We start from the raw sequence: 24,502 nt of genomic DNA, 5'->3' as shown, positions 1-24,502 counted from the left end.
GACCTCCGGTAGGGCAGTCGAGGTGACGACTCCCCATGCTCGGGGCGGGCGGGCCCAGGGCCGAGACCTGGTCATGAATGTTCAACCCGGGGGTGCGACTGTTCACCTGGGCGCTTCGGACCGTCCCCAAGTTCCCCTCACTCCCGGGGGATTGAGAAGGCGGTCGCGCGGAGAAAGTGCCCTCCGCCCGGATTCATGGAACCCCGTCAGGAGGGTTCGACGTACCCGTGCGGGAGGGCACTTCCGCTTGTCCGGCGTCCGCTTGTCCGGCGTCCGCTTGTCCGGCGTCCGCTAGCCGGCGTCCGCTCCGATGTTCGGCGGGCTCGGAATGGTGGTGCCGTAGTAGTCACGTCCACCGTTGCCGGATACGGCGGCTCCCGCTCCGGCGGCCGGGGACCCGGCCTTCAGCGTGTACGCCTGCGGGCACGGCTGCGGTCCCGTACCGGACGTCGGCGACCACGCGCACGTACCGCCGCCACCGGGCGAGGTGAACTGCGGGTCACCCCACACCGCGCCCGTCTCCAGGCCCGCCGCCTGCCACGCGGCGAAGTCGCTGTACGTCGTGCCGCCCCACCGCCAGCCGGCGGTGCTCGTCCCGAAGTACAGGTTGTTCGACAGCGCCATCCCTGTCTGGCCGTTCGGGTTGTAGTAGAGCTGCCCGGTCTTCCCGTACATGTTCTTGTTGGCCATGTAGCAGATGTTGTCCTTGATCTGCGATCCGCTGCCCCATGTCCCCGAGCTGTAGCCGAAGAGGAAGCACGCGCTGGACGTGGACTGCGTGCTCTGGGCCTTGTTCGTGAAGAAGGTGTTGCCGTAGATCGACAGGGCGTTCTTCGGGGCCACCGGGACCACGTTGAACAGGCCGCCCTGAGCCTTCGCCGCGTCATCGTTCTCGGAGATGTTGTAGCGGAAGGTGTTCGGGCCCCAGACCCGTGAACCGACGGTGGACGTGTACGCCAGGAGTCCGCTGCCGGCGTTGTCGTGGGTGTAGTTGTACTCCACGAGCGAGTTCGTCGTACCCCCGTCCAGGTCGATGCCGTCCCAGTCGCACCCGGCGGTGAAGCTCGGCGAGGGCCGCACGTTGTACACCTCGTTGTAGCGGACGGCGACGTTGTTCGACGTGTACGCCATGATGCCGCTGGTGCCACCGCACGAGGTCACGTTGGCGCCGATGTCATGGACCACGTTGTGCCGGATCACGGCACCGTTCCAGCCGTTCGCCGTGATGGCGGCACCTGTCGTCTTCGCCGCCATCCCGAGGTTGTAGACCGTGTTCCCCTCGACGGTGACATTGGTGATGTTGACGCCGCTGCCCCAGCCGTAGACACCGGGTCCTGCCGCCGAGGTCACGGTGGAGCCGTGCAGCTTGTTGTCGCGGATCTGCACATCGTCCAGCGGTCCGCTGTTCCCGTTCACCGCGTAGCCGAGCACCATGATCTGCCCGCCGAACGTGCTGCTGCTGCCGGTCGGTGCGGAGAATCCGGAGATGTCCGAGCCGGCCACCACCAGCCCCTTCGTCGGCGATGTCGAGGTCTGGTTCTGGAGCAGAACCCCGGCCGCCGTCGTACCGCCGTTGACCACCTTCAGGCCACTCACCTGGAAACCGCTGACATTGTCCGCGGTGATCGCCGCCGAGTAGTCCCCGGTGCAGTTCGAAGTGAGGGCCGCCTGGCCCGTACCGTACGAGGTGACCTTGAACGGGGTCGTCGCGGACGACGCGGGGACGTTGCCGGAGTTGAACACCAGGCAGCCGGTGAAGCCCTGCCCGCCCTCGAAGGAGACGGTGCTGCCCTGCGGGAACGTGAATCCGTTGACCTTCGACGTCGACTTCCATGCCTGCGTCGGCGACAGACCACTGTTGCTGTCATTGCCGCTCGGCGACACGTAGTACGTGGCCGCCGCTGCCTGCGCGGTCCCCGTACCGGCCGCGGCCAGCAGGAATCCGAGCAGCACCTGAACTATCACTACTGCGAATGTCTTCGCTCTCACGCCTTCTCCTCACATCTGTCGAGATCTTCGTCAGTTGATGGTCAGACGGCAGCGGTTCCGCGCCGTGGAATCGGCTCCCGCATAGAGGTCGATCGCCCCCGGCTCCAGGACGAAGACACCCTCGGGGTCGTTCGTCCAGTAGCCGAAGTCCTCGGCCCCGAGCAGGAATCGCACCTCGGTGCTCTCCCCCGCCCCGAGCGTCACCCGCTCGAAGCCGCGCAGTCGGCGCACCGGCTGGACGATGTCCGCGGCCAGGTCGTGGACGTACAACTGGACCACCTCGTCCCCTGCTCGGTCCCCGGTGTTGCGCACGGAGACGGTGACCTCCACCGTCGCGCCCTCCGACAGGTCGGCGGTCGGGATCTCCGTGCGGCTCAGGCGCGGGTCACCCGTGGTGAAGGTCGTGTAGCTCAGCCCGTGGCCGAAGGGGAACTGCGGTCCTTCGGCCAGGTCGAGGTACTTGGACACGTACTTCTCGTCGGGCTGAGTGGCGTCGTACGGGCGGCCGGTCCTCTCGTGGTTGTAGTGGACGGGGATCTGGCCCACCGCACGCGGGAACGACACCGGCAGTTTGCCGCCGGGTGCGACCGCCCCGGTGAGGACGTCCGCCAGGGCGTGGCCGGCCTCCAGGCCCGGATGCCAGGCAAGGAGCACGGCCGGGGCGGAGTCGAGCCAGTCGCCGACGACCAGCGGGCGACCGGCGAAGAGGACCACGGCGAACGGTTTCCCTGTCGCCGCGACCGCTTCGATCAACTCCCGCTGTCCAGCGGGTAGTTCGAGGTCGCTCCGTACGGCGGCCTCGCCGCTGAGCGCCGGTGGCTCCCCGACGGCCACGACGGTGAAGTCGACCGACGCGGCGGCGGCCACGGCCCGCGCGTCGGCGTCTTCCACGGCTCCCGGAGCACCCCCGGTGGGGACACACACGAGGTGCGCCTCCGGCACTGCCGTCCGCAACCCTTCCGCGACCGTGACGGCCGGGAAGCGTTGCTGAGCGTCCGGCACCGTCCACGTCCCCAGCAGATCGCCGGTGTCCGCGAGCGGCCCGACCACGGCGATGGACCGCGGTCCGGCAGCCAACGGCAGTGTGTGCCCCTCGTTCTTCAGCAGCACCATGCACCGCACCGCCGCATCGCGTGCCGCCGCCCGTGTCGAGGCGGTCGGTTCGGTCACGGCCGCGGACTCGTCGACGTAGGGCCGCTCGAAGAGGCCGAGCCGCAGCTTCAGCCGCAGGACGCGGGCCACCGCGTCGTCGAGCCGGGCCTCCGTGAGGGCGCCGCGTGCGAGCAGTTCCCGGCCGTGGTCGGCGAACGTGGTGCTGACCATCTCCATGTCGACACCGGCACCGAGCGCCCGCCGCGCGGCAGCCGCCCCGTCCTCGGCGAAGCCATGGGCGACCAGTTCGAGGACGCCCGTCCAGTCGCTGACCACCAGGCCGTCGAAGCGCCACTCCTCCTTGAGGATGCGCGTCAGGGTGTGCGGGTTGGCGTGCGCGGGCACGGCGCTGATGGTGTTGAACGAGGCCATCACCGACGCCACACCCGCGTCCACCGCGGCCTTGAAGGGGGGCAGGTAGAGGTTGCGCAGCCGCTGCTCGGAGACGTCGACGGTGTTGTAGTCGCGACCGCCTTCCGGCCCTCCGTAGGCCGCGAAGTGCTTGGCGCAGGCGGCGACCCTGTCGGGTGCGGCGAGATCGGCGCCCTGGTGACCGCGCACCTTCGCCGCCGCGTAACGGCTCGTCAGATAGGGGTCCTCGCCGTGGCTCTCGGCGATCCGGCCCCAGCGCGGCTCGTGGGTGACATCCATCATCGGCGCGAACGTCCAGTGCACACCGTTGGACCGTGCCTCGCGTGCGGCGATCTCCCCGTCCGTCTCGGTGACGGCGGGGTCGAAGGCCGCCGCCTGGGCCAGGGGGATCGGGAAGGTGGTCCAGTAGCCGTGGATCACGTCGAGGCCGAAGAGGAGCGGGATACCGAGCCGGGACTCCTCCACGGCGATGCGCTGGAGGGCGTTGGTGCTCGCGGCGCCGAAGACGTTGAGCACGGAGCCGAGCAGGCCCTTGCGGGCGGCTGCCCCGGCCTCCTCGGTGCTGCCGGAGCCGGGTCCGGTGTCCCAGGCCCAGGCGAGCTGCTGAAGCTGGCCCAGTTTCTCGTCCGGTGTCATCAGGTCGAGGAGCTGCTTGATCCGGTCCTCGTGGTGAGTGCTCATGGCAAGGGGCCCTCCTGGGGCATTTGGGGGCATTCAGGGGCGGGGAAAGGGAGGAACGAGCGAACGTGGCTTCATTCACGCGGGAGTTGAGGAGGTGTGCGGGAGTTGAGGAAGGGTCATACGGGTGCGCTCGCGCCGTCCTCCCGTATCACCGCCACGCCGCCCGGAAGCAGGGTGAACGTGCCCGGTGCGGTGGCCCCCGTCAGGAGGTCGACTCCCCTGGCGTCCAACTGGGCCGGGTCGTGGGTGTGGTTGACGGCGAAGAGCCACGATCGGCCGTCGGGCGCCGTTCTTCGGGTGACCTCGACACCGCCTCCGGACCCGCGTACCGGGGGTGCGCAGCCCGCTTCCGAGGCCCATCGGGGCAGAAGGCGCAGAAGGGAGGGGTCGTCGGGGCGGGTGGCGAGGTAGCGGGTGGTGCCGTGGCGGAGGACGGCGGGGCCGCCTTCCGCCGGTCCGTCGGTGAAGCGGCTCTCCACCACGGTGTCCGCGTCGGGCAGGACACGCTCGGCCCACAGGCGGCCGGCCGAGCCGTCCTCCAGGCCGACGGACCGTCCGGCGGCCAGCGGGAGATATTCGTCCACACGCAGCCCGAGGAGAGCGCGCAGTGCACCCGGGTAGGGCCCGGGATGGACGCGGTCGTCGGGGTCGACCAGTCCGCTGAAGGGGCCGACGACGAGGCGACCTCCGCGCCCGGCGTAGTCCTCCAGGGCGCGGGCCGTGGCGGCGGACACGGCGTAGAGCGAGGGCACCAGCAGAAGACGGTGGTCGCCGGGGGCGGGGACCACGTCGCAGGTCAGGCCGGTGGTCCACAGGGCGCGGTGCCAGGCGCGGAACACCTCGGTGTACGTCATGTCGGTGCTGGGGCGGTGCGGCAGTTCCAGCGCCCACATGGCCTCGTAGTCCAGCAGAAGGGCGATCTCGGCGGGCGGGCAGGTGCTGCCGCCGAGGTCGGCGAGGCGGGCCACCGCGCCGCCGAGAGCCTTGGTCTCCTGCCAGATCCGGGTGTCCTCACCGCCGTGCGGCACCATCGCGGAGTGCCACTTCTCCGGTCCGTACGCCGACTGCCGCCACTGGAAGAACAGGGCACCGTCGGCGCCCCGGGCGAGGTGGGCGAGTGTGTTGCGGGCCATCTCTCCGGGGGCCTTGGCGAGGTTGCGGGGCTGCCACTGCACGGCGGACGTGGAGTGTTCCATGAGCAGCCAGGGCCGACCGCCGGCCAGCCCGCGCGTGAGGTCGGCGGCCAGGGCGAGTTCGGCGTTCCGGTGGGGGTCCTCGGCCCCGAGGTAGTGGTCGTTCGACACGAGGTCGACGTCGCGGGCCCACCGCCAGTAGTCGGCCCAGCGCATGCTCGCGGTCATGAAGTTGGTGGTGACGGGGCGGCCTGGCGAGTGGGCGTGCAGGATGTCGCGTTCGGCGCGGAAGCAGGCCCGGTGTTCGGCGTCGCCGAACCGGTAGAAGTCCAGCCACAGGCCGGGGGGCAGACCGCCGGTGCTGGTGCGTGGCGGGATCACCTGGTCCCAGTCGCTGTAGCGCACGCCCCACACGGTGGTGCCCCAGCGGTCGTTGAGCGCTTCGAGGTCGCTGCCGTACGTGGCGCGCAGCCAGGTGCGGAAGGCGGCGGCCGATGTGTCGCACCAGCAGTGGGGGTTGCCGTTTCCGTATTCGTTGTTCACGTGCCACATCACCACCGCCGGGTGCTCGCCGTAGCGTTCGGCGAGGCGGCGGGTGATGAGGGCGGCGCGTTCCCGGTAGGCGGGTGAGGACGGGCAGTACGCCTGTCGGGAGCCGGGGGCGAGGTGGCGTCCGTCGGCGGTGGTGGGCAGGGACTCGGGGTGGGCGTGGGAGAACCAGAGCGGGGGCGCGGCGGTCGGCGTTGCCAGGTCGACGGAGATGCCCCCCTCGTGCAGCAGGGCCAAGCTCTCGTCGAGGCCGGAGAAGTCGAGGACGTCAGGGCGGGGCTCGATCCAGGACCAGGCGAAGACGCCGAGCGACACCAGGTTGACCCCGGCTTCGCGCATCAGGCGGATGTCGTCCTTCCAGGTCGCCCTGTCCCATTGTTCGGGGTTGTAGTCGGCGCCGAAGGCGGGGCGGGGGATGCGGCCCCAACCTGGCTGCGGCTCGTCAGGTGGCGGAGGTGGCGGCATGCGCGGGCTCCTGTGTCCTGGCATGGGTGGCTGGTGAATGAAGGGACAGGCACCACCTACATATGGCGGTGTGTACGGACCTCCTCCGGCCAGGCCAGCGTGATGCCCAGGGTGTCGCCGAGCAGCCGCTGGTAGTCGGCGAGCCGCGTCTGATCGGAGCGGACCTTGCGGGGCGGTAGATCGTGGTCCAGGCAGTACGCCGCGAGTGCGCCCACGGCCTCGCCGATCGCCCATTCGACCGGGTGCAGCCGGTAGCAGCCGTTGGTGATGTGGGTCGTGCCGATGTTCTTGTTGGCGGGCAGCAGATTGTCGACGCGTACGGGGATCAGAGCGCCGAGCGGGATCTGGAACGGGTACGCCTCGATGTCGACGTACGTGCGTCCCGCCGTGCTCGGGTGCAGGTCGATGCGGTAGCTGCCGAGTCCCACGCTGTCGGCGAAGATCTCGCTGCCCGAGTCCAACGGCCTGGCCTCGACACCCACGTGCTGCTCCAGCACCGTGAACTCGGCCTGGATACGGCGCGATTCACGGATGTACGGCGTCTTGGCCAGACCGTCCGCCGTGCCCGTCACATCGGGTCGCAGCCGCAGCCCCGGGTAGCCGGTACCGCCGTCCGGTCGCGGTGCCTCGGTCTGCATCCAGTGCAGGAACGACAGCGACAGCTCACGCGTTGCGGCGAGCGCGGCCTCCGCCTCCGCCTCGGTCACGCCGAGGACGGGCCGCTCCCAGTAGTCGATCTGCGGCCAGTTGACGATGGTCAGATCGGTGCCGTACGCGCCGTCGGTGAATTGTTCGCGGGCCCTGATCCGGCGGAACTGGAAGAGGTCGAAGTGCTCGCCGGCCTCCCGGTCGGCGTCCATCAGCCGCCAGGTGCGCTGCTTGAGGGTGATCGGATGGACATCGGTCCACGACAACTGGGACCCGGGCCAGAAGGGGGCGGTCCTGTTCTTCCAGTCCTCGTAGGCCGCTGGGCGGTCGACCACATGGTCCTCGCCCGGCCGGTGTTCGAGCGCGAAGCACCAGGAGACGGCCTGCTGGTCCAGCGGATCGGCGGTGTCGGGCGCGTGCGGCTCACCGGTGGTGTCGCGGCCTTCGGCGCCGATGACGTGCTCGATCCCGCCGAGTTCAAGGAGGTCGCCCAGCTCTGTGGCGTCCAGGGTGTAGGAGGCCGAGACGGTGAGTTCCGTGCCGGTGTCGAGGTCCTGGAGTGTGACGGCTTCGATCCTGTCACCGCTGGTGTGCACGGCGACGGGCCGGTGGCGGGTGAGCACCCTGACCGTGCCGGCGGAACGCCAGGGGGCGAGCATCTCCTCCAGCACGGCCACGGACACGCGCGGCTCGTGGCACATCCGGCTGACGATGCCGAGGCCCGGGTCGAGGAGGGGGTCGTCGGGACGGCGCAGCGGATAGGTGCGCCGGTAGTAGTCGCGGACACGGCGCCGCAGCTCCGCGTAGCCGGGCGGCGCTGCCGGGCCCTCGATCCAGGGATGCTCGTCGGGTGGCACGGCCTGGGCCGTGAGCTGGCCGCCGAGCCAGTCGGTGGGCTCGGTGAGCACCACCGTGCGGCCCAACCGGGCCGCGGTCAGCGCTGCCGCGACACCGCCGAGACCACCGCCGACGACAAGTACCTCGGTCCGTGTTTCTTCCATGCCCCGTAGGCTCCTTCTGTGCTCCGCGGATGTGGCGGGTGTGGGCAGGCCGCATCGCAGGGCCCCCCGTAAGTCGTCTGATTGCATGGCCAGTCGGGCTCCAGTGACAGCGGTCTAGGGTGCGTCGGTGATGGTGGTGCCCGAGATCACCGCGCAGTCGACGAACAGGTTCTCCGTACGCGCGTCGGGATCGTCGAGGATCGCCCGCAGCCGGTCGACGGCGATGCGTCCGATCTCGATGCGCGGGATCTCCAGCGAGTCCCACTGGCCGCCGAGGTCGGGCGGTGCTCCTTCGAGTACGGCGACGGACACGTCGTCGGGAACCTTGAGCCCGCGCGCCGAAAGGCCGTCACGCAGCTCGTTCGCGAGCCGCACGCTCTCCACGACCACCGCCGTCGCACCGCCGCGCGCCACCTCGTCGAGCCATGCCCCGCCGATCCCCTGCTCACCGTGGAAGCCGGGTGAGTCGTCGGTCAGCCCGAGCCTGGCCACGGCCTGCGCGTAGCCGGTCCTGCGGTCTTCGTACGGCTCCATCTCCAGGTACTCGCGCACATAGCCGAGGCGTCGGTGGCCGTGTCCGGCCAGCTTCTCCACGATCCGTGCCGCGGCGGACCGGTAGTCGGGGATCACGGAGGGGATCTCGGCTCCGGGCACCTCGCGGCGGCCGATGTGGACGAACGGGTAGCCCTCGTACCAGAGTCGGGCGAGTTCGTCGCGGTTGGTGGCGACGCCGAGGAGGATGCTGCCGTCGGCGAGGTTGAGCCGGTTGGTGCCGTCCCGGTAGATCTTGCGTTCGCCACCGCCTCCGACGCCGGTCGAGGTGAAGAGGACGAGGTCGAAGCCGGTCTCTTCGGCGCGCTCCTCGATGCCGAGGAGGAACTCGAAGTAGAAGTCCTCGCGGGCGTGCGGGAAGACGGGTTCGAAGGTGTGCACGCCGAGCAGGTTGTTGCGCTTCTTGCGCATGGCGCGGGCGGCGGGGTTGGCCACATAGCCGAGTTGGCGTACCGCGTCGAGGACTCGCTGCCGTGTCTCCTCCGGGATCCGGTTCGTCGCCGTGTCCCCGCTGATCACCCGGGACACCGCCGACTGGGAGACCCCCGCGAGGCGGGCCACGTCGGCCTGGTTCGGTGCCTTGTCCCGGCGTCTGGCTGTCACTGTGCCGCCTCCTGCGGTACGCGCCGGGCCATCGCCGCGGCGTGCGTGGTCTGTGCGAGTTCCCCGGCCCGGCCCTTGGCGTGCAGCCAGCACCGTGTCCAGTGACCGGCGCCGAGTTCGGTGCGCGGCGGGGCCTCGGTCGCGCACTCTGCCATCGCGAAGGGGCAGCGGGGATGGAATCGGCAGCCCGTGGGCGGGTCGACGAGGCTGGGCGGTTCGCCGAGTTCGTCGGCGTCCTTGAACAGCTCGTCACGGCGCCCGATGCCGCGCTCCGGGTCCGGTGAGGATTCGATGAGCAGTTTGGTGTACGGGTGCTGAGGCGCGGCGATCACCTCCTCCTTGGGGCCCGACTCCACCATCTGTCCCGCGTACATCACCGCGATGTCGTCGCAGAGGTAGCGGGCGCCGGCGATGTCGTGGGTGATGTAGAGGAGGGCGAGCCCGTCCTCCTCGCGCAGGCGTTGCAGCAGGTTGAGCATTTCGAGGCGGATGGACACGTCCAGCATCGAGATCGGCTCGTCGCCGAGCAGGACCTTCGGCTCCACCGCCAGGGCCCGCGCGATGACGACGCGCTGACGCTGGCCGCCGGACAGCTCGTGCGGGAACTTCTCCGCGATCTCCTCGGCGGGCGTGAGGCTGACACGCTCCAGCAGTTCGGTGACGCGGCGCCGGCGGGCGCCCGCGTCGAGGCGCTTGTGGTGCAGCCGCAGGGCACGGTCGAGGTTGTAGCGGACGCGGTGCAGGGGGTTCAGCGAACCGAAGGGGTCCTGAAAGATGAGCTGCACGTCGGAGTGGTAGGTCCTGGCGCCACGCCCGGCCGATACCGGCTTGCCGCGCAGCAGGATCTCGCCCGACGTCGGCTCGTAGAAGCGGGACAGCAGCCGGGCCAGGGTGGTCTTGCCGCTGCCGCTCTCGCCGACGAGGGCCAGGATGTGACCGGGCCGCAGCCTCACGGTGGCGTCCTCCACGGCGCGGACGACCGAGGTGCGGCCGAGGGAGCCGCGGACGGTGAAGTGCTTGGAGACCTCGCGGGCTTCGAGGACCGGACTGTCGTCGTGCGCGTTCATCAGCGGTCTCCCGGGGTGTGCAGCAGGCAGGCGGCCCGATGGCCGTCAGTGATCTCCAGCAGCGGGGGCAGCGTCCGGTCGCAGCCCTCCACGCGCTGCGCGCAGCGCGGGTGGAACGGGCAGCCGGAGGGCGGCCGGCGCAGATCGGGTGGCGTACCGGGGATGCCGCGGAGGGTGCGCAGAGGTGCGCGTAGCGGCGGGAAGGAGTCGCGCAGGCCGCGGGTGTACGGGTGCTTGGGGTCCCGGTAGAGGGTTTCCGCGTCGCCGGACTCGACGATCCGGCCCGCGTACATGATGGCGATGCGGTCGGCGAGTTCCAGGAGCAGCGACAGGTCGTGGGTGACGAAGACGACGGAGAACCCCAGCTCCCGGCGCATCCGCAGCACTTGGGCCAGGATCTGACGCTGCATCACCACGTCGACCGCCGTGGTGGGTTCGTCCATCACGACCAGTTCGGGGCGGCAGGCCAGGGCGAGTGCGATGGCGGCGCGCTGGCGCATCCCGCCGGAGAGCTGGTGCGGGTAGTCGCGGACGCGTTCCGCCGATATGCCGACCATGGCGAGGAGTTCGGCCGCGCGCCGCCAGGCCCCCTGCTTCCCCAGGTCCCTGTCGTGGGCGCGCAGTACGTCGGCGAACTGGGCACCGATGCGCATCACCGGATTCAGCGCGTCCATCGCGGACTGCATGACGATGGACAGGGCCGTCCAGCGGTAGCGGCGCAGCTCCTTCGGGCCGAGGCCGACCAGGTCGACGGGCGGCGACCCGTCGCGGCCGTGGAACAGGATCTCCCCGGCGGTGGTGACGGCCGGCGGGCGCTGGAGCCGGGTCAGGGCGGTGATGAGGGTGGACTTGCCGGAGCCGGACTCCCCCGCGATGCCGAGGATCTCCCCGCGATGGAGGGTGAATCCGACGTCCACGCAGGCCCGTACAGGATGGTCGCCGGTCGCGTACTCCACGTCGAGTCCGCGTACTTCCAGCACCGCCTGTCCGGCGGGCGCGGCGGCCGGAGGGCGTTCTTCGGTCCGTACGGTCATCGGTGGTCACCTCCCACTCGTCCTGCCGGTGCTGTCCTCACGACGACCCTCCCGCCTGTACGAGCTTCTTCGGCCGCCGTACCGTCTTCGCGCGGACGACCCGCAGCTTCGGGTTTGCCAGCTCGTCGACACCGAAGTTGACCAGCGCGGCGGCGGTGCCGATCAGGGCGATGCACAGGCCCGGCGGCACGAACCACCACCACAGCCCGCGCAGGACCGCGCTCTGCTGCTGCGCGGACTGGATCATGGTGCCCCAGCTGATCGCGCTCGCGTCGGAGATGCCCAGGAACGCGAGCCCGGCCTCCGCGAGCACCGCGCCGATCATCGCGTGCAGGAACATCGACGCGATCAGTCCGGTGAGATGCGGCAGGACTTCGAAGAACACCAGCCGGTGTCCCCGCTCCCCCAGCAGCCGCATCGCCCGGACGAAGTCCCGCCCGGCGATGCTCAGCGCCTGTGCCCGCAGCGTGCGGGCGCCTCCCGACCAGCCGAAGAGGCCGATGATCAGCGCGACGGTGGTCAGGCTGGTGCCCTCCAGATATCCGGCGACGATCAGGATCAGCGGCAGGACGGGCATCACCAGGAAGAGGTTCGTGAGGAAGTTCAGGGCGGCGTCGACCTTGCCGCCGTAGTAGCCGGACGGCACGCCGACGAGGATGGCCATCGCGGTGCCGACGACCGCGGCGAGCACGCCGACGTACATCGAACCGCGGGCGCCCGCGACGACCTGGGCGAGTACGTCCTGGCCGAACTGGTTGGTGCCCAGCAGGTGTTCACCGCTCGGGGGCCTCGAAATGCTCGTGATCTCGTTGGCCCGGGGATCCACGCCCAGCAGGTCCACCAGCCAGGGGCCGAAGAGGGCGAGCAGCGCGAAGAAGGCGAGGGTGCCGAGGCCGATCCGGACCTTCCAACTGCTCAGGAACTCGGTACGCACGGCAGATCAGCCTCCTTCCCGGATACGGGGGTCGAGCAGGGCGTACACGGAGTCGGCGAGCAGGTTCGCCAGGAGCACCGTGAGGGTGATCAGCAGGAACACACCCTGCATCACGGGGTAGTCGCGCTGTTGGAGGGCGGTGAAGAGCAGATAGCCGATGCCGGGATAGCTGAACACGATCTCCGTGAGCAGCGCTCCGCCGACGACGTGTCCGAGAGCGAGCGCGAAGCCGGTGAAGTTCGGCAGCATCGCGTTGCGGGCCGCGTACCGGAGCAGCACCCGCTTCTCCGAGAGACCCTTGGCCTGGGCGAGCAGGACGTAGTCCTCACGGACGGTGGTCACCGTCATGTTGCGCATACCGAGCAGCCAGCCGCCGAACGCGGAGAAGAGGATGGTGGTGGCGGGCAGGGCTCCGTAGTGGAGCACGCTCAGCAGGAACCCGGGCGAGAAGCCGATGTCGAGATCGGCGTCGTATCCGCCGGACAGCGGGAACCAGCCCAGCGAGAACCCGAACACCCACAGAGCGATCAGCGCGGTCCAGAAGTACGGGACGGCCGAGACGAAGGTGGTCAGCGGGCTGATCACGGTGTCGAAGCGGCTGCCCGCCCGCCAGCCGGCGAACGCGCCGAGGCCCGTGCCCAGGACGAACGCGACGACCGTGGTCGAGCCCACAAGCAGCATCGTCCAGGGCAGCCCCTGCCACACCAGGTCGCTCACCGGTACGGGGAAGTTCGAGACCGAGACACCGAGGTCGAAGCGGGCCAGTTGCGCCAGGTAGTCGACGTACTGCCGCCCCAGGTTGGCGCTCGGTTCGCCGAAGATCTTCTGCACCGATCGGAGGGCCGCCGGGTCGAGCTGCTGCCCGCTGACGCGCTGCAATTTGTCGACGATGGCCGCGGACGGGTCGCCGGGCATCAGTCGCGGGAGGAAGAAGTTCAGCGTGATCGCCGACCAGAGTGCGACCAGGTAGAAGCCGAGCCTGCGCAGCACGAACCGCCAGCGGCGGGCGACCGGCGTCCTGCTGCGGCCCGCGGTGCTGATCCGGGGTGCCGCGGTGAGCGTGGTCACTGCGCCGCCGGCTTCAGCCGCAGAAGGGTCAGGGTGGTGTCGGGGCCGAGCCCCGGGAACGGCACGGAACGGAAGCTCTCCGGCGTGGGCCAGCCGGTCCAGTGCTTGCTGTTGATGGCGATGAACCAGTAGCTGTTGTAGATCGGGCTGTACGGAACCTTCTGCGCCACGATCCGCTGCATGGTGTGACTGGCGTCCTCCAGCGACTTCGGATCGTTCGAGCTGATCAGCTTGGTCACGGCGGCGTCGGTCTCGGGGTCGTCCCAGCGGCCGAAGTTGGTGGCGGCCTTCTGGCCGATCGGCCGGAGGGCCCGGCTGCTCAGGGCGCTGAAGACGCCGGCGGCCCCGGCCCCGGCGGTGGTGTTGATGGTCATGTCGAACTCGCCGTTCTGCTGCGCCTCGAAGAGGTTCGCACCAGGCGTGCCCACCGGCTTGACCTTGATGCCGAGCACGCTCTCCCAGCTCTTGATCATGATGTTGGCGTAGGCGTCCCAGCCGTAGTCCTGGTTGAACGACAGCGTCGGACTGTAGGACTTCCCGTCCTTGACCAACTTGCCGCCCTGGACGGTGAATCCGCTCTTGGCCAGCTCGGCCTTGGCCGCGGCGGGGTCGACCTTCTGGACCTTGCCCCGGTATTCGGGCAGCAGCTGGTCCTCGTAGATCTCGTCGACGAGGCCGGTCGGCCCTGCCTCGGTGCCGGGGCGCTCCAGGGTGGCCACGATGTCCGTACGGGGGATGGTCATCGCGAGTGCGCGGCGCAGATGGACGTTGTCGAAGGGTGCCTTGGCGGTGTTGTAGAAGAGGGCGTAGGCGCCGCCTGTCGCGTAGCGCTGGTAGAGGTGGTGGCTCGGGTCCTCGGCGACGTACTCCTTCTCCGCGCCGCTCCAGGCGCTGAGCGCCCAGTCGATGTCACCCCGGAGGAGCTGGGCCCTCACCGCGTCCGGCCCACTCGGGATGATCTTGACGCGCTTCATCCGCAGTGTGCCGCCCCAGTAGTCGTCACGGGCCGTCAGCGTGACCTGCTGGGCGGAGAACTTGCTGAGGGCGAGCGCTCCCGTGCCGACCGGATCCGGGTTCGCCCACGTCTTGAGGTTCTGCTGTGCCCATATGTGCTTGGGCACGATCGGCATGGCGACCGCACCGAGCTGGCCCAGCTCGCTGAACGCGGGCTTGGGGAAGTGCACCGTGACCGTGGTCGCGTCGACCTTGGCGACCTTGTCGTAGGTGACGCCGCCGGTGTTGAAGCTGGGGTCGCTGAGCGGGATGCCCAGGGAGAACTCGACGTCGTCCGCGGTCATCTTCTTCCCGTCGGAGAAGGTGACGTCGTCGCGGAGGCGGACGGTGAGTGTGGTGCCGGCCTTGTCGAAGACCATCGACTTGGCCAGCCACGGCTTGACCTTCGCGCCGTCGCTGTAGTCGACGCGGGCCAGCGGCTCGTAGATCATCTCGGAGCCGGGAGCCTTCTGCGCGGCCGGACCGAAGACGTTGAAGTTGCGGACGAACGTGGTACCGCCGTCGGTCTTGCCGAAGACGAGCGTGTCGGTGCTTCCGCCTCCGCCGCTGCCGCCGGCACCGGTTCCGGCCGTGCAGGAACTCACCCCCAGCGGGACGGCGAAGGCCGCGACGGCGGCACGGACAAAGGTTCTCCGGGTGGGCATGGCTGACTCCTGGCTGTCTCGTACGGGGGCGAGAGGGGTGGCTGGGATGGAGCGCCTGGTACTGGTCTTGGTCCTGCTTCTGCTTCTGCATCTGCTGTCGCTTTGCTCATACGTATGAGCAGTAACGCGGAGCCCCACAACGGGGGTTGCTTCTACGTATGACCGAGGAACGTACGCAGGTTACGAGGGTGCGTCAAGGGTGTGACAGACATCCGCCGCCGGGGCTTGGTTCGAGGGGCGCGGGGGCGGACGGGCGGCTCGATCTCTGTGGTTCTAGGCTGACGGGATGGCCGGATATGTGTGTGGGAGCGTGCAGTTGGCGCGGTTGTCGGAGCATCGGGGGCTGGACGTCGGCGCTCCGGGGTGGCCTGGGGATGTCGCCGGTTCCGGGGTGCCCGGCCCGTCGTCGCTGCGGCGGCTCGCGCCCGCGCTCGGTCTGCACACGGCGGATGTCTTTGCGATCGCGGATGTGCCGGTACCGGACGACCTCGCTCCCGTGGACCGCTCGGCCGGGGTGTGGGTACCCGGGCTCGCGCGGCACGCCATGCACCTGTCCCCGGAGGACAGGAACTCCGTGCGCCGACTCATGGCGTCGCTCCGGCACGAGAAGCACGCGTCGGCCGCCCCCGCATTGCCGACGCACGAGAACTATCCTGCGGGCCCCGGCGCCATGCTGATGCGCCTGGTCCGGAACCGGAACCTCGGCTGGAACAGTGCGGCCAAGACATTCCTCCTGGTCACCGGCCGGTATTGGTCCGCGGCCACCTACGGAATGGTGGGACACGGCCGAAGGGAGCTGACCCCTGAACTCCTGGTCGACTTCTCCGCGGTGCTGGGTATTCTCGCCGACGACTTGTCCGTCCTCACGGGTGTCGCACTCCCCGAACCCCCCGACGGCATCCCGCCGCTGGACCTGACGGCTGCCGAAGTTGCCGAGTTGATCTGGGACACCCGGCGGCTCACGGCAGCCCAGGTGCGGCGGGTCGGCGACGCGGCGGAGTCCTTGCGGATGGACTGAGCCAGCGACGGCGGGAGTGGCATTATCGCCGCTCGTTGTCGGACCTCGCTGTTACGCTCCCCGGCCATGGCAGAGGACGATGGAATCACGTGGCTCGGCGGGTGTTGGCCGAGCGACCCCGCACTTGGGGACCAGGCGGGTCTCGTATTCGCACAAGGAATCCCGCCACAGGATCTGGCAGTGACCTTCGGTGCCGTTCCCTGGGAAATCCCCGAGCCGGTGAGTGCGGAGGCCAAGGCTGTCTACGACCGGACCCACCCCCACACCCGGGTCCCCGATGAACCCCGCCTGACCGTCTACGGCAAGGAAGGTGATTGGTCCTTCCTTGCCGGGAACTTCGACTTTCTGATCTATTCCCACGAAGGCTTCGCGCTGCCGCGGGGAACCGGCCGAGTCGTCCTCCTTTACCACGTTGCCGCAAAGGGCATGAACTGCATGGCCTACTTCGAAGAAGGGCATCGGGTGTGGCGTGGCGAGATCTACAGCCATCTGCCAGAAAAGGCAGAGCCGAGCGGCGGTCACTATTTCGACTACGCGCCGGAGATGTCCTTCCTCAACTGGGCCATGCACGAGGCAGGGTGCCGCCCGGAAGTCCGATACGTCGACGGCCGTCCGGTCTTCGCGAACGACGGTTTGATACCCGACTGGCGGAACCGGTTTCTGAAAGGTCTGGAGATGGCGTTCGGGATGTCTGTGTGCCAGGAGACTTTCGAAAAGGGAGGATATCCGTTGGCCACCGTCTACTGATGGCTGGCCGCTGTCTGTTGACTGGCACAACGCCATCCGTGCGAGCCACCCCTAGGAATCCACGCAGAATCCCTCCGCTGCCGACCGATTACTTCGGGCACGGCATCGGCGGGCGGCGAAAAGCCTGCAATCCAATCGCCCGGAAGTCCCACTCAGGAGTGTCCCGGGACAGGCGCGGTGCCGTTCGACAAGCATGACCGTGGCCGCCGTGCCGCCTGCACTACGGCCGGTACGAGACGTTGCGAGACGTTGCGACCGGAAACACCCGTCGGCGTCACGGCACTGCGTACGCGAAACCCTGTGGACCCGCGAGACGCCGACCGCAGTCGCCGCTCACATCCGCACCGGCCGCCTCACCCCCTCCGTCGACTCCCGTACGTCCAGCCAGTACGGGGCCAGGTGGACCTCGAACGGTAGAGGCTCCTTCGAGCGGATGCGGGCCGCCAGGCACTTCACGGCGAGGGAGGCGATGGCTGCCATGTCGGGGATGACGGAGGTGAGGGACGGGGTGCTGTAGAGACCCGCTTGTGAACCGTCGACGCCGACGACTGCGACGTCCTCGGGAATGCGCAGGCCCGCCTCGTACAGGGCGCGTTGGGCGCCGATGGCCAGCATGTCGTTGAAGCAGAAGACCGCGTCGGGGCGTTCGGCGGCGGGCAGGGAGGTCAGGGTTCGCATCGCGAGCAGGCCGTTGGGGCGGTTGAACTCCTTCACCAGCGGTGCGAGTCGCGGATCGTAGGTCAATCCGGCTTGGTGCAGGGCTAGTTGGAAGCCCTGGAGTCGCTGGCGGCTGGTCTCCGACGTCTTGTGGTCGACGCCGATCGCGGCGATGCGGGTACGGCCCAGGCCGATCAGGTGCGCGGTGGCGTCGCGCGCCGCGGCGACACTGTCGATCAGGACGTGGTCGGCCACGACCTCACCCCGTTCGTAGCCGCGCTCACCGAGCAGCACCAAGGGGAACTCGTCGGCGACCGGGGCGAGTTCGTCGGGTGCGACGCGCAGCGGTGAGAGGATCACGCCGTCGAGCAGGGATGCGCCAATGCCGGTCGCGAGGCGCAGTTCCTCGGTGGCGTCCCCCAGCGTCTCCTCGATGAGGACGGTGAAACCCAGCTCCGCGGCCTCCGCCCGCACCCGATGGGCGAGTTCCGCGAAGTAGGGCGTGGTCAGCTCCGGGACGGCCAGTCCGATCAGACCACTGCGTCCGGTGCGCAGCCGGCGCGCCGACGGGTTGGGCCGGTAGCCGAGTTCGCGTACGGCGCGCATCACCCGCTCCCGTGTGGCTTCGGACACTCGGGGAGCATCGCGTACAACGTTGGACACGGTCTTGATCGACACCCCTGCCCGCTCCGCCACGTCCTTGAGCGTCACCGCTGTCACCGACCAGCCCCAATCGCCTTGATTCCCACGGATTATGCATGGCCCTACGCCCAGTGTCAGCACTCCGGAGCGAGGGAATCCCGTTCGCGACGAGGGGTTGACCCTGGTAAGTCACCGAGGTTACAACGTTGGAACAGCATGCCGGGAACCATACCGGCATTCGTTCGGAGGGCCGTCGGCCGCCGCGTGCGAGCCGAGGCCGCCTGCTCCCACGGCAATGTCATTGTCCGACTCCCTCCCTCCCTCGCTCCCTCCCTTCTTTCCTGTCTGTCAGTCCGTCCGTCGGTCTCACGAGAGGGTCCGCATGTCTTCGCATCGCCCGAACACCCCGCTGCGCACGGCCGTGGTCGGCACGGGGGGTATCGCGCGCTCCACCCACCTGCCCGCGCTGCGGACGCTGGCCGCCGACGGGGAAACGGACATCGTCGCCGCCGTGGACGTCGACGCGGGCGCGGTGCGCGCGTTCGCGGACGACGCCGGGATTCCGTACGCCTCGACGGATCTCGACGCAATGCTGGCCGAAGTCCGCCCCGATCTGGTCGTGCTGTGCACGCCTCCCGCCGTGCACCGGGAGCAGGCGGTGGCCGCGCTCCGGGCGGGCGCCTGGGTGTGGGTCGAGAAGCCGCCGTGTCCGTCCCTCGCGGACTTCGACGCGATCGAGGCGGCGGAGAGAGCCGCGCGGAAGGAGGTGGAGAAGACGGTGGGGAGGGCCGATGGTGCGGGACCGTATGCCTCCGTCGTCTTCCAGCACCGCTTCGGCTCCGGTGCACACCACGTCCGCCGTCTCCTGCGGTCGGGCGCCTTCGGCCGTCCGCTGGTGGCCCACTGCCAGACCACCTGGTACCGGGACGCCGCCTACTACGCGGTCCCGTGGCGCGGCCGTTGGGCCACCGAAGGCGGCGGCCCGGCCATGGGGCACGGGATCCATCAGACCGATCTCCTCCTCGACCTGCTGGGTCCTTGGAGCGAGGTGCGCGGCATGGCCGCGCGGCTGGTGCACGACGTGGAGACCGAGGACGTGTCCACGGCGCAGGTGCGCTTCGCGAACGGAGCCGTCGGCACCGTCGTCAACAGCGTCCTGAGCCCGGACGAGGTCAGCCGGATCCGTATCGACTGCGAACGCGCCACGATCGAGCTGACCCATCTCTACGGGTACCGCAACGCGGACTGGCGCATCACCCCGGCCCCCGGCGTGCCCGAGGAGACGGTGGCGGCCTGGCGTGACTTCGGCACCGACGAGCCCAGTTCGCACCTGGCCCAACTGCGCCTGCTCGTCGCCGACATCAAGGCCGGCCGACGCCACGCCACCAGCGGCGCCGGTGGTCGGCAGACGCTCGAATTCATCACCGCCCTGTACAAGTCCGCGTTCACCGACGCCCCCGTCCGCGCGGGCGACATCGGCCCCGGTGACCCCTACTACGGCGCACTGCACGGCGGCGCCCCGAACTGGGCGCCCGCCGCCCCCCGCGAGGAAGAAGCCCCCGCATGACACTCGCACTCACCCACGCCCACGGCGACCGCATCACCGTGACCCATGAGGCGACCGGGACCGACCTGTTCGCCTATGTGTACCGGCCCGAGGCCGCCTGGGAGGCGCCCAAGCCGTACCTCCATCCGATCCGGACCCTGTCCGGCGCACTCGTCACCGACTACCGCCCCAACGACCACCGCTGGCACAAAGGACTTCAGCTCACCGCCTCACATCTGTCGGGCCAGAACCTCTGGGGCGGCAACACCTATGTGCACGGTGAGGGTTACGTCGCCCTGCCCGAGAAGGTGGGTTCGATGGGCCATGTCGCCTTCGACGAGGTCTCCGCCGCAGGCGACCGTGCCGTGATCGCCGAGCGACTGACCTGGCATCCGTACGACGGTGAGCTGTGGGCCGAGGAAACGCGCCGGATCGAGGTGTGCGACGTCGATCCGGATACCGGTAGCTGGTCGTTCACCTGGACATCGGCCGTGTCCAACCGCCGTGACAAGGACCTGCGGTTCGGCAGCCCCACCACCCACGGCCGCCCGGCCGCCGGATACACCGGGCTGTTCTGGCGCGGCCCGCGCGCCTTCCGCGACGGCCGGGTCTTCACCGCCGACGCGGACAACGTCGATGCGGGCAAGGTCGATCTGATGGGCAGCCAGGCGCCCTGGCTGGCGTACGTCGGCGAGCACGACGGGCGCGACGGCCATGCCACGCTCGTCTTCGAGCACTCCCCGGCCAACGACCACGCGGGCGACAGGGGGACGCACCCGGCGCACTGGTTCGTACGCAGTGATCCGTTCGCCGCGGTCGCGCCGTCCTGGGCGTTCCACGAGGAGCTGGTCCTCGCCCCGGGTGACACTCTGGCCCGTGGTTACCGCGTGACTGTCGCCGACGGCGCGTGGGACCGCGAGCGGGTCGCCGCGCACCTGCGGAGGCAGGAGTGGTGAGCGCGGCGTATGACGGATTCCCCGGGGCGGTCGGCGTATCGCGGCTGCGTGTGTACGACTGGCCGACCGTCGACGGCCGTCCCGGCGGCGGCACTCCGCATCTGCACCTCGCGTGCAGCGAGGGATACGTGGTGACGGCGGGCCGGGGCGCCGTACAGACCCTGACCAGCTCCAGCTCCGGGTCCGGGTCCGGCTTCGAGGAGACGCCCCTGGAGCCGGGGACGGTGGCCTGGTTCACGCCCGGCACGATCCATCGCCTGATCAACGACGGCGGCCTGGAGATCACCGTCGTGATGCAGAACAGCGGGCTGCCCGAGGCGGGCGACGCGGTGCTCACCCTGCCGCGGGACCACCTCGCCGACGCGGACACCTATGCGCGGGCGGTCCGTATCCCCTCCGATGTGCCCGAGGCGGAGCAGGTGGAGGTCGCGCGCGCCCGCCGCGATCTCGCGACCCGCCGATTCCTGGAGTTGCGGAAGGCCGGCGAGAGCGGCGATCCCGAGCCGCTGGCGGCCTTTCAGCGGGCCGCCGCCGAACTGGTGCGGCCCCGGCTGGACGCGTGGGAGCAGCGCTGGCGCGCCGGCGCGCACGCCGCCGCGACGGCCACCGCGGCTCAACTCGGCGCACTGCGCGACCGGGACCACCGGCATCTGGCCGAGGCACGGACCACCGCGACCGGGCCCGCCGCACGCGGACGCTTCGGCATGTGCGGGCGCCTGGACGTCTATCCCGACATCTGATGTGCGGTCGCCCGGACGTCCGTCCCGGCAGCTGACCCGTCGCCGGTACGGCGGTGACCCGGCCTCTTACCCAGGTCGCCGCACGCCCGGCTCCTTCCGTACCCCACCCCTGTCCCCCTCTGGTAGGCCCCCATGCCCGAGCCTCGAAGCAGCCGGCGCCGACACCCGAACCGCCGAGCCGTCCTGGCCGCGACCGCCGCCGGTCTCAGCACTGCCCTGACGGCCGCACTCACCTCGTGTTCCCGCGCCGACGGCGGCACGGCGTCCCAAGGAATCACCCTCACGTTCTCCTGGTGGGGCAACGACGACCGCGCCGCCCGCACCCAGGAGGCCGTACGGCTCTTCGAGAAGGAGCACCCCGGCGTCACGGTCCGCACATCGAACGCCGGCTACGGCTCGTATCTGCAGAAACTGGCCACGCAGGCCGCGGGCGGCGGCATACCCGATGTGGCCCAGATCGACTACCGGCAGATCTCCCAGTACGCGGGCGGCGGAGCCCTCGGACGGCTCGACCCGTACCTCGGGAACGGCACAATCCGTACGTCGGAGATGGATGCGGACTTCCTGCGCACGGGCACCTACGAGGGCAGGCAGTACGCGGTGCCCATGGGGCGCGGCATCACCGGATACGCCTACGATTCCGCCCTCTACGACAAGGCCGGCGTCCCCGCGCCGCAGCCGAGCTGGACGTGGCAGGACTGGGCGGCGGCCAACAGGAAGATCGCCGCGCTGGGGCTCAAGTCGCCCGACGGCCGTCCGGTCACGGGTGCCAACGACGGCGGCGGCAACGAGGACGTGTTCGAGAACTGGCTGCGCAGCCGGGGCAAGCAGCTCTACGACGGTCAGACCCGGCTCGGGTTCAGCGAGGACGACCTCACCGCGTTCTGGACGTTCTTCGACGGGCTGCGCAGGGAAGGCTCTGTCGCCGCGGCGGAGGACACCGTGCAGGCCAACAGCACCGAGACCACCCCCATCGGGCGCCGGCTCTCGGCCGCCGACTTCACCTGGGACGCGCCGTTCCCCGGGTACACGACGCTTCTCGGCGACTCCGTCCGCTTCGCGCCGACGCCGACGACCGGTGGCCGTCAGGGCTCGTACTTCAAGCCCAGCATGCTGCTGAGCATCGGAGCCCACACCCAACACCCCAAGGAGGCGGCCGAACTGGTCGACTTCCTCCTCAACGACCTGCGGGCCGGGGACATTCTGGGCTTCACCCGGTCCACTCCGCCCAATCGCCTGGTCGCGGCCCGGGTCGCCAAGACCCTCACGGGTCCGGAGCGGGAGACCTACGCGTACGCGCGCCGGATGGAGAAGTACGGCCTGGACGCCCCGCCGACCGCTCCTCCGTCGGGCGACGTCGCCATCAACCGCGCGTTCAACCGCACGTACCAACGTGTGTTGTTCGGGCTCGCCACACCTCGTGAAGCGGCGAGCGAACTCGTCAACGAGGCGAACCGGGAGTTGAGGTCATGAGCACCGTGTCGACCAAGGCGCCCGCACCGTCCGACGGGACGGCAGAGCGGCGGCAGCCCGCCGGACGTCTGCGCCGGATGCGTGAGCAGCGGATACGGGAACAGCGGTGGCCCGCCTATGTGTTCCTGTCGCCGTGGATGATCGGCGCGGTCGTGCTGACCCTGGTCCCGATGGCTGTGTCGCTGTATCTGTCGTTCACGGACTACAACCTGTTCGATCCGCCGCAGTGGGTGGGCCTGCGCAACTACGGCGACCTGTTCACCCGGGACCCCCGTTTCTGGAGGTCGGTCGGCACCACCGCGCTGTATGTCGTGGTGGCGGTCCCGCTGAAGCTGGCTCTCGCGCTCGGCGCGGCGATGCTGCTGAGGAATCTCGCCAGCCGGGGCCGGGCCTTCTACCGCTCGGCGTTCTACGCGCCGTCGCTGCTCGGCGCGAGCATGTCCATCGCGCTGGTGTGGCGGGCGCTGTTCAACGACGGTGGCTCGGTCCCGCGGGTGCTGGACGCGATCGGCATCGACACCGGTGGCTGGGTCGGCGATCCGCATCTGGCGGTGTACGTGGTCGTCCTGCTGACGGTGTGGCAGTTCGGGGCGCCCATGGTGATCTTCCTGGCGGGTCTCCAGCAGATCCCGTCCGACCTGTACGAGGCGGCGGCGCTCGACGGCGCCGGGCGGTGGCGGCAGTTCGTGTCGATCACGGTGCCGATGCTGTCACCGGTCGTCTTCTTCAACCTGGTGCTGGAGATCATCAACTCCTTCCAGGTGTTCACCCCGGCCTACGCCGTCAGCGGCGGCGACGGCGGGCCTGCCGACTCCACCCTGTTCTACACGCTGTACCTCTACGAGCGCGGATTCACCGCCTCGCACATGGGCTACGCGGCGGCCATGGCCTGGCTGCTGCTGATCGCCATCGGCGTCATCACCCTGATCCTGTTCCGGACATCACGGTCCTGGGTCTTCTACGCGGACGAGGAGGGGCGATGAACATCGCCACGAAGCGGTGGCTGCCGCACACGGTCGCCGCCGGGTGCCTGCTGGTACTGCTGTATCCGCTGGCCTGGCTCCTCGCCACCTCGCTGAAGCCCGCGGACCAGGTGGTGACGAGTCTCGACCTGTGGCCGAGCCACCTGGAGTGGTCCAACTACACGACCGCCCTGGACGGTGTGTCGGGCGTCTCCGTGACCCGGCTGCTCGGCAACACCCTGCTGATCGCCGGCGGCGCCGTCATCGGCAATGTGCTGTCCTGCTCCCTCGCCGCCTATGCCTTCGCCCGGCTGCGCTTCCGTATGCGCAAGGTGATGTTCGCCTTCATGGTCGCGACGCTGATGCTGCCGCACCATGTGGTGCTGATTCCGCAGTACATCATCTTCAACCGGCTCGGCATGGTGGACACGTACTGGCCGCTGATCCTGCCCAAGTTCCTGGCCACCGAGGCGTTCTTCGTCTTCCTCGTCGTCCAGTTCATGCGGGGGCTGCCGCGCGAGCTGGAGGAGTCCGCCCGTATCGACGGCTGTGGTGCCTTCCGTACCTACTGGTCGATCACGCTTCCGCTGAGCCGTCCCGCGCTGATCACCACGGCCATCTTCACGTTCATCTGGACGTGGAACGACTTCTTCACGCAGATGATCTATCTGTTCGCGCCGGAGAAGTTCACCATCACCCTCGCCCTGAGCAGCTTCGTCGACCAGTCCAGCACCTCCGCCTACGGGCCCATGTTCGCGATGTCGGTGATCTCCGTACTGCCGATCGTGCTGTTCTTCGTCGTCTTCCAGCGCTATCTGGTGCAGGGCCTTGCCACCTCCGGACTGAAGGGCTGAG

Annotated in this window: 19 protein-coding genes; 8 read left to right on the top strand and 11 right to left on the bottom strand. The window is 69.5% G+C overall.

Annotated features, from left to right (window positions below; genetic code table 11):
• Positions 1 to 291 precede the first annotated feature (291 nt).
• From ACIQNU_RS17460 to ACIQNU_RS17415, 10 genes are all read right to left on the bottom strand, one after another.
• The gene (locus ACIQNU_RS17460; protein ID WP_401366788.1) at positions 292 to 1,989 is read right to left on the bottom strand and encodes a right-handed parallel beta-helix repeat-containing protein; all 1,698 of its coding nucleotides are present in this window, start codon (positions 1,987 to 1,989) and stop codon (positions 292 to 294) included.
• A 30-nt stretch (positions 1,990 to 2,019) separates the two neighbouring features.
• Entirely contained in the window at positions 2,020 to 4,194 is a 2,175-nt protein-coding gene (locus tag ACIQNU_RS17455; protein ID WP_401366786.1) for a glycoside hydrolase family 3 N-terminal domain-containing protein, read from the bottom strand.
• 116 nt (positions 4,195 to 4,310) lie between these two features.
• Positions 4,311 to 6,341 carry a beta-galactosidase gene (locus tag ACIQNU_RS17450; RefSeq protein WP_401366784.1) on the bottom strand — a complete coding sequence of 677 codons (2,031 nt, stop codon included), beginning with the start codon at positions 6,339 to 6,341 and terminating at the stop codon, positions 4,311 to 4,313.
• A 56-nt stretch (positions 6,342 to 6,397) separates the two neighbouring features.
• Positions 6,398 to 7,990, bottom strand: a complete 1,593-nt coding sequence (locus tag ACIQNU_RS17445; protein WP_401366782.1) for an FAD-dependent oxidoreductase — start codon at positions 7,988 to 7,990, stop codon at positions 6,398 to 6,400.
• Positions 7,991 to 8,104: 114 nt separating this feature from the next.
• Entirely contained in the window at positions 8,105 to 9,145 is a 1,041-nt protein-coding gene (locus ACIQNU_RS17440) for a LacI family DNA-binding transcriptional regulator (protein ID WP_401366780.1), read from the bottom strand.
• Positions 9,142 to 10,212 (bottom strand): ABC transporter ATP-binding protein, encoded by a 1,071-nt coding sequence (locus ACIQNU_RS17435; RefSeq protein WP_401366778.1) that lies wholly within the window; start codon positions 10,210 to 10,212, stop codon positions 9,142 to 9,144. The genes ACIQNU_RS17440 and ACIQNU_RS17435 overlap by 4 nt, the downstream gene beginning before the upstream one ends.
• A complete protein-coding gene (locus ACIQNU_RS17430) occupies positions 10,212 to 11,246 on the bottom strand; it encodes an ABC transporter ATP-binding protein (protein WP_401366776.1) in 1,035 nt (344 codons plus the stop codon). The genes ACIQNU_RS17435 and ACIQNU_RS17430 overlap by 1 nt, the downstream gene beginning before the upstream one ends.
• A gap of 37 nt (positions 11,247 to 11,283) precedes the next feature.
• Positions 11,284 to 12,180 (bottom strand): ABC transporter permease, encoded by an 897-nt coding sequence (locus tag ACIQNU_RS17425; protein WP_401366774.1) that lies wholly within the window; start codon positions 12,178 to 12,180, stop codon positions 11,284 to 11,286.
• 6 nt (positions 12,181 to 12,186) lie between these two features.
• Positions 12,187 to 13,221, bottom strand: coding sequence for an ABC transporter permease (locus tag ACIQNU_RS17420; protein ID WP_401367116.1), 1,035 nt, complete (start codon positions 13,219 to 13,221; stop codon positions 12,187 to 12,189).
• 23 nt (positions 13,222 to 13,244) lie between these two features.
• Positions 13,245 to 14,906, bottom strand: coding sequence for an ABC transporter substrate-binding protein (locus ACIQNU_RS17415; RefSeq protein WP_401366773.1), 1,662 nt, complete (start codon positions 14,904 to 14,906; stop codon positions 13,245 to 13,247).
• A gap of 286 nt (positions 14,907 to 15,192) precedes the next feature.
• On the opposite strand from ACIQNU_RS17415, the gene ACIQNU_RS17410 reads away from it, so the two are divergent.
• Together ACIQNU_RS17410 and ACIQNU_RS17405 are read left to right on the top strand one after the other, a co-directional pair.
• Complete coding sequence (locus tag ACIQNU_RS17410) at positions 15,193 to 15,924, top strand: hypothetical protein (protein WP_401366771.1); 732 nt, start codon at positions 15,193 to 15,195, stop codon at positions 15,922 to 15,924.
• Between the two features lie 66 nt (positions 15,925 to 15,990).
• Positions 15,991 to 16,671, top strand: a complete 681-nt coding sequence (locus tag ACIQNU_RS17405; protein WP_401366769.1) for a hypothetical protein — start codon at positions 15,991 to 15,993, stop codon at positions 16,669 to 16,671.
• 333 nt (positions 16,672 to 17,004) lie between these two features.
• Here the strand turns inward: ACIQNU_RS17405 and ACIQNU_RS17400 are convergent, their stop codons facing one another.
• Positions 17,005 to 18,048 carry a LacI family DNA-binding transcriptional regulator gene (locus ACIQNU_RS17400; protein ID WP_401366767.1) on the bottom strand — a complete coding sequence of 348 codons (1,044 nt, stop codon included), beginning with the start codon at positions 18,046 to 18,048 and terminating at the stop codon, positions 17,005 to 17,007.
• 304 nt (positions 18,049 to 18,352) lie between these two features.
• Between ACIQNU_RS17400 and ACIQNU_RS17395 the strand changes: the two genes are divergently transcribed.
• From ACIQNU_RS17395 to ACIQNU_RS17370, 6 genes are all read left to right on the top strand, one after another.
• On the top strand, positions 18,353 to 19,537 hold the full coding sequence (locus ACIQNU_RS17395) for a Gfo/Idh/MocA family protein (RefSeq protein WP_401366765.1): 1,185 nt from the start codon (positions 18,353 to 18,355) through the stop codon (positions 19,535 to 19,537).
• Positions 19,534 to 20,472 carry a PmoA family protein gene (locus tag ACIQNU_RS17390; protein WP_401366763.1) on the top strand — a complete coding sequence of 313 codons (939 nt, stop codon included), beginning with the start codon at positions 19,534 to 19,536 and terminating at the stop codon, positions 20,470 to 20,472. The genes ACIQNU_RS17395 and ACIQNU_RS17390 overlap by 4 nt, the downstream gene beginning before the upstream one ends.
• A complete protein-coding gene (locus ACIQNU_RS17385) occupies positions 20,469 to 21,212 on the top strand; it encodes a cupin domain-containing protein (protein ID WP_401366762.1) in 744 nt (247 codons plus the stop codon). Before ACIQNU_RS17390 ends, ACIQNU_RS17385 begins: the two co-directional genes overlap by 4 nt.
• A gap of 132 nt (positions 21,213 to 21,344) precedes the next feature.
• On the top strand, positions 21,345 to 22,685 hold the full coding sequence (locus ACIQNU_RS17380) for an ABC transporter substrate-binding protein (protein WP_401366761.1): 1,341 nt from the start codon (positions 21,345 to 21,347) through the stop codon (positions 22,683 to 22,685).
• The gene (locus tag ACIQNU_RS17375) at positions 22,682 to 23,668 is read left to right on the top strand and encodes a carbohydrate ABC transporter permease (RefSeq protein WP_401366760.1); all 987 of its coding nucleotides are present in this window, start codon (positions 22,682 to 22,684) and stop codon (positions 23,666 to 23,668) included. The genes ACIQNU_RS17380 and ACIQNU_RS17375 overlap by 4 nt, the downstream gene beginning before the upstream one ends.
• Positions 23,665 to 24,501, top strand: a complete 837-nt coding sequence (locus ACIQNU_RS17370) for a carbohydrate ABC transporter permease (protein ID WP_401366758.1) — start codon at positions 23,665 to 23,667, stop codon at positions 24,499 to 24,501. Before ACIQNU_RS17375 ends, ACIQNU_RS17370 begins: the two co-directional genes overlap by 4 nt.
• Position 24,502: the final 1 nt, after the last annotated feature.

Origin of the sequence: Streptomyces sp. NPDC091292, assembly GCF_044757265.1 — a bacterium.
Taxonomy (GTDB): domain Bacteria; phylum Actinomycetota; class Actinomycetes; order Streptomycetales; family Streptomycetaceae; genus Streptomyces.
This window is presented reverse-complemented; position numbering and strand designations above follow the sequence as displayed.

Bases quoted from the DNA above. Each gene is read 5' to 3' on its own strand.
- ACIQNU_RS17455 (WP_401366786.1), bottom strand. From the start codon at position 4,194: ATGAGCACTCACCACGAGGACCGGATCAAGCAGCTCCTCGACCTGATG.
- ACIQNU_RS17410 (WP_401366771.1), top strand. From the start codon at position 15,193: ATGGCCGGATATGTGTGTGGGAGCGTGCAGTTGGCGCGGTTGTCGGAG.
- ACIQNU_RS17430 (WP_401366776.1), bottom strand. From the start codon at position 11,246: ATGACCGTACGGACCGAAGAACGCCCTCCGGCCGCCGCGCCCGCCGGA.
- ACIQNU_RS17435 (WP_401366778.1), bottom strand. From the start codon at position 10,212: ATGAACGCGCACGACGACAGTCCGGTCCTCGAAGCCCGCGAGGTCTCC.
- ACIQNU_RS17405 (WP_401366769.1), top strand. From the start codon at position 15,991: ATGGCAGAGGACGATGGAATCACGTGGCTCGGCGGGTGTTGGCCGAGC.
- ACIQNU_RS17445 (WP_401366782.1), bottom strand. From the start codon at position 7,990: ATGGAAGAAACACGGACCGAGGTACTTGTCGTCGGCGGTGGTCTCGGC.
- ACIQNU_RS17395 (WP_401366765.1), top strand. From the start codon at position 18,353: ATGTCTTCGCATCGCCCGAACACCCCGCTGCGCACGGCCGTGGTCGGC.
- ACIQNU_RS17370 (WP_401366758.1), top strand. From the start codon at position 23,665: ATGAACATCGCCACGAAGCGGTGGCTGCCGCACACGGTCGCCGCCGGG.
- ACIQNU_RS17375 (WP_401366760.1), top strand. From the start codon at position 22,682: ATGAGCACCGTGTCGACCAAGGCGCCCGCACCGTCCGACGGGACGGCA.
- ACIQNU_RS17380 (WP_401366761.1), top strand. From the start codon at position 21,345: ATGCCCGAGCCTCGAAGCAGCCGGCGCCGACACCCGAACCGCCGAGCC.
- ACIQNU_RS17390 (WP_401366763.1), top strand. From the start codon at position 19,534: ATGACACTCGCACTCACCCACGCCCACGGCGACCGCATCACCGTGACC.
- ACIQNU_RS17415 (WP_401366773.1), bottom strand. From the start codon at position 14,906: ATGCCCACCCGGAGAACCTTTGTCCGTGCCGCCGTCGCGGCCTTCGCC.
- ACIQNU_RS17450 (WP_401366784.1), bottom strand. From the start codon at position 6,341: ATGCCGCCACCTCCGCCACCTGACGAGCCGCAGCCAGGTTGGGGCCGC.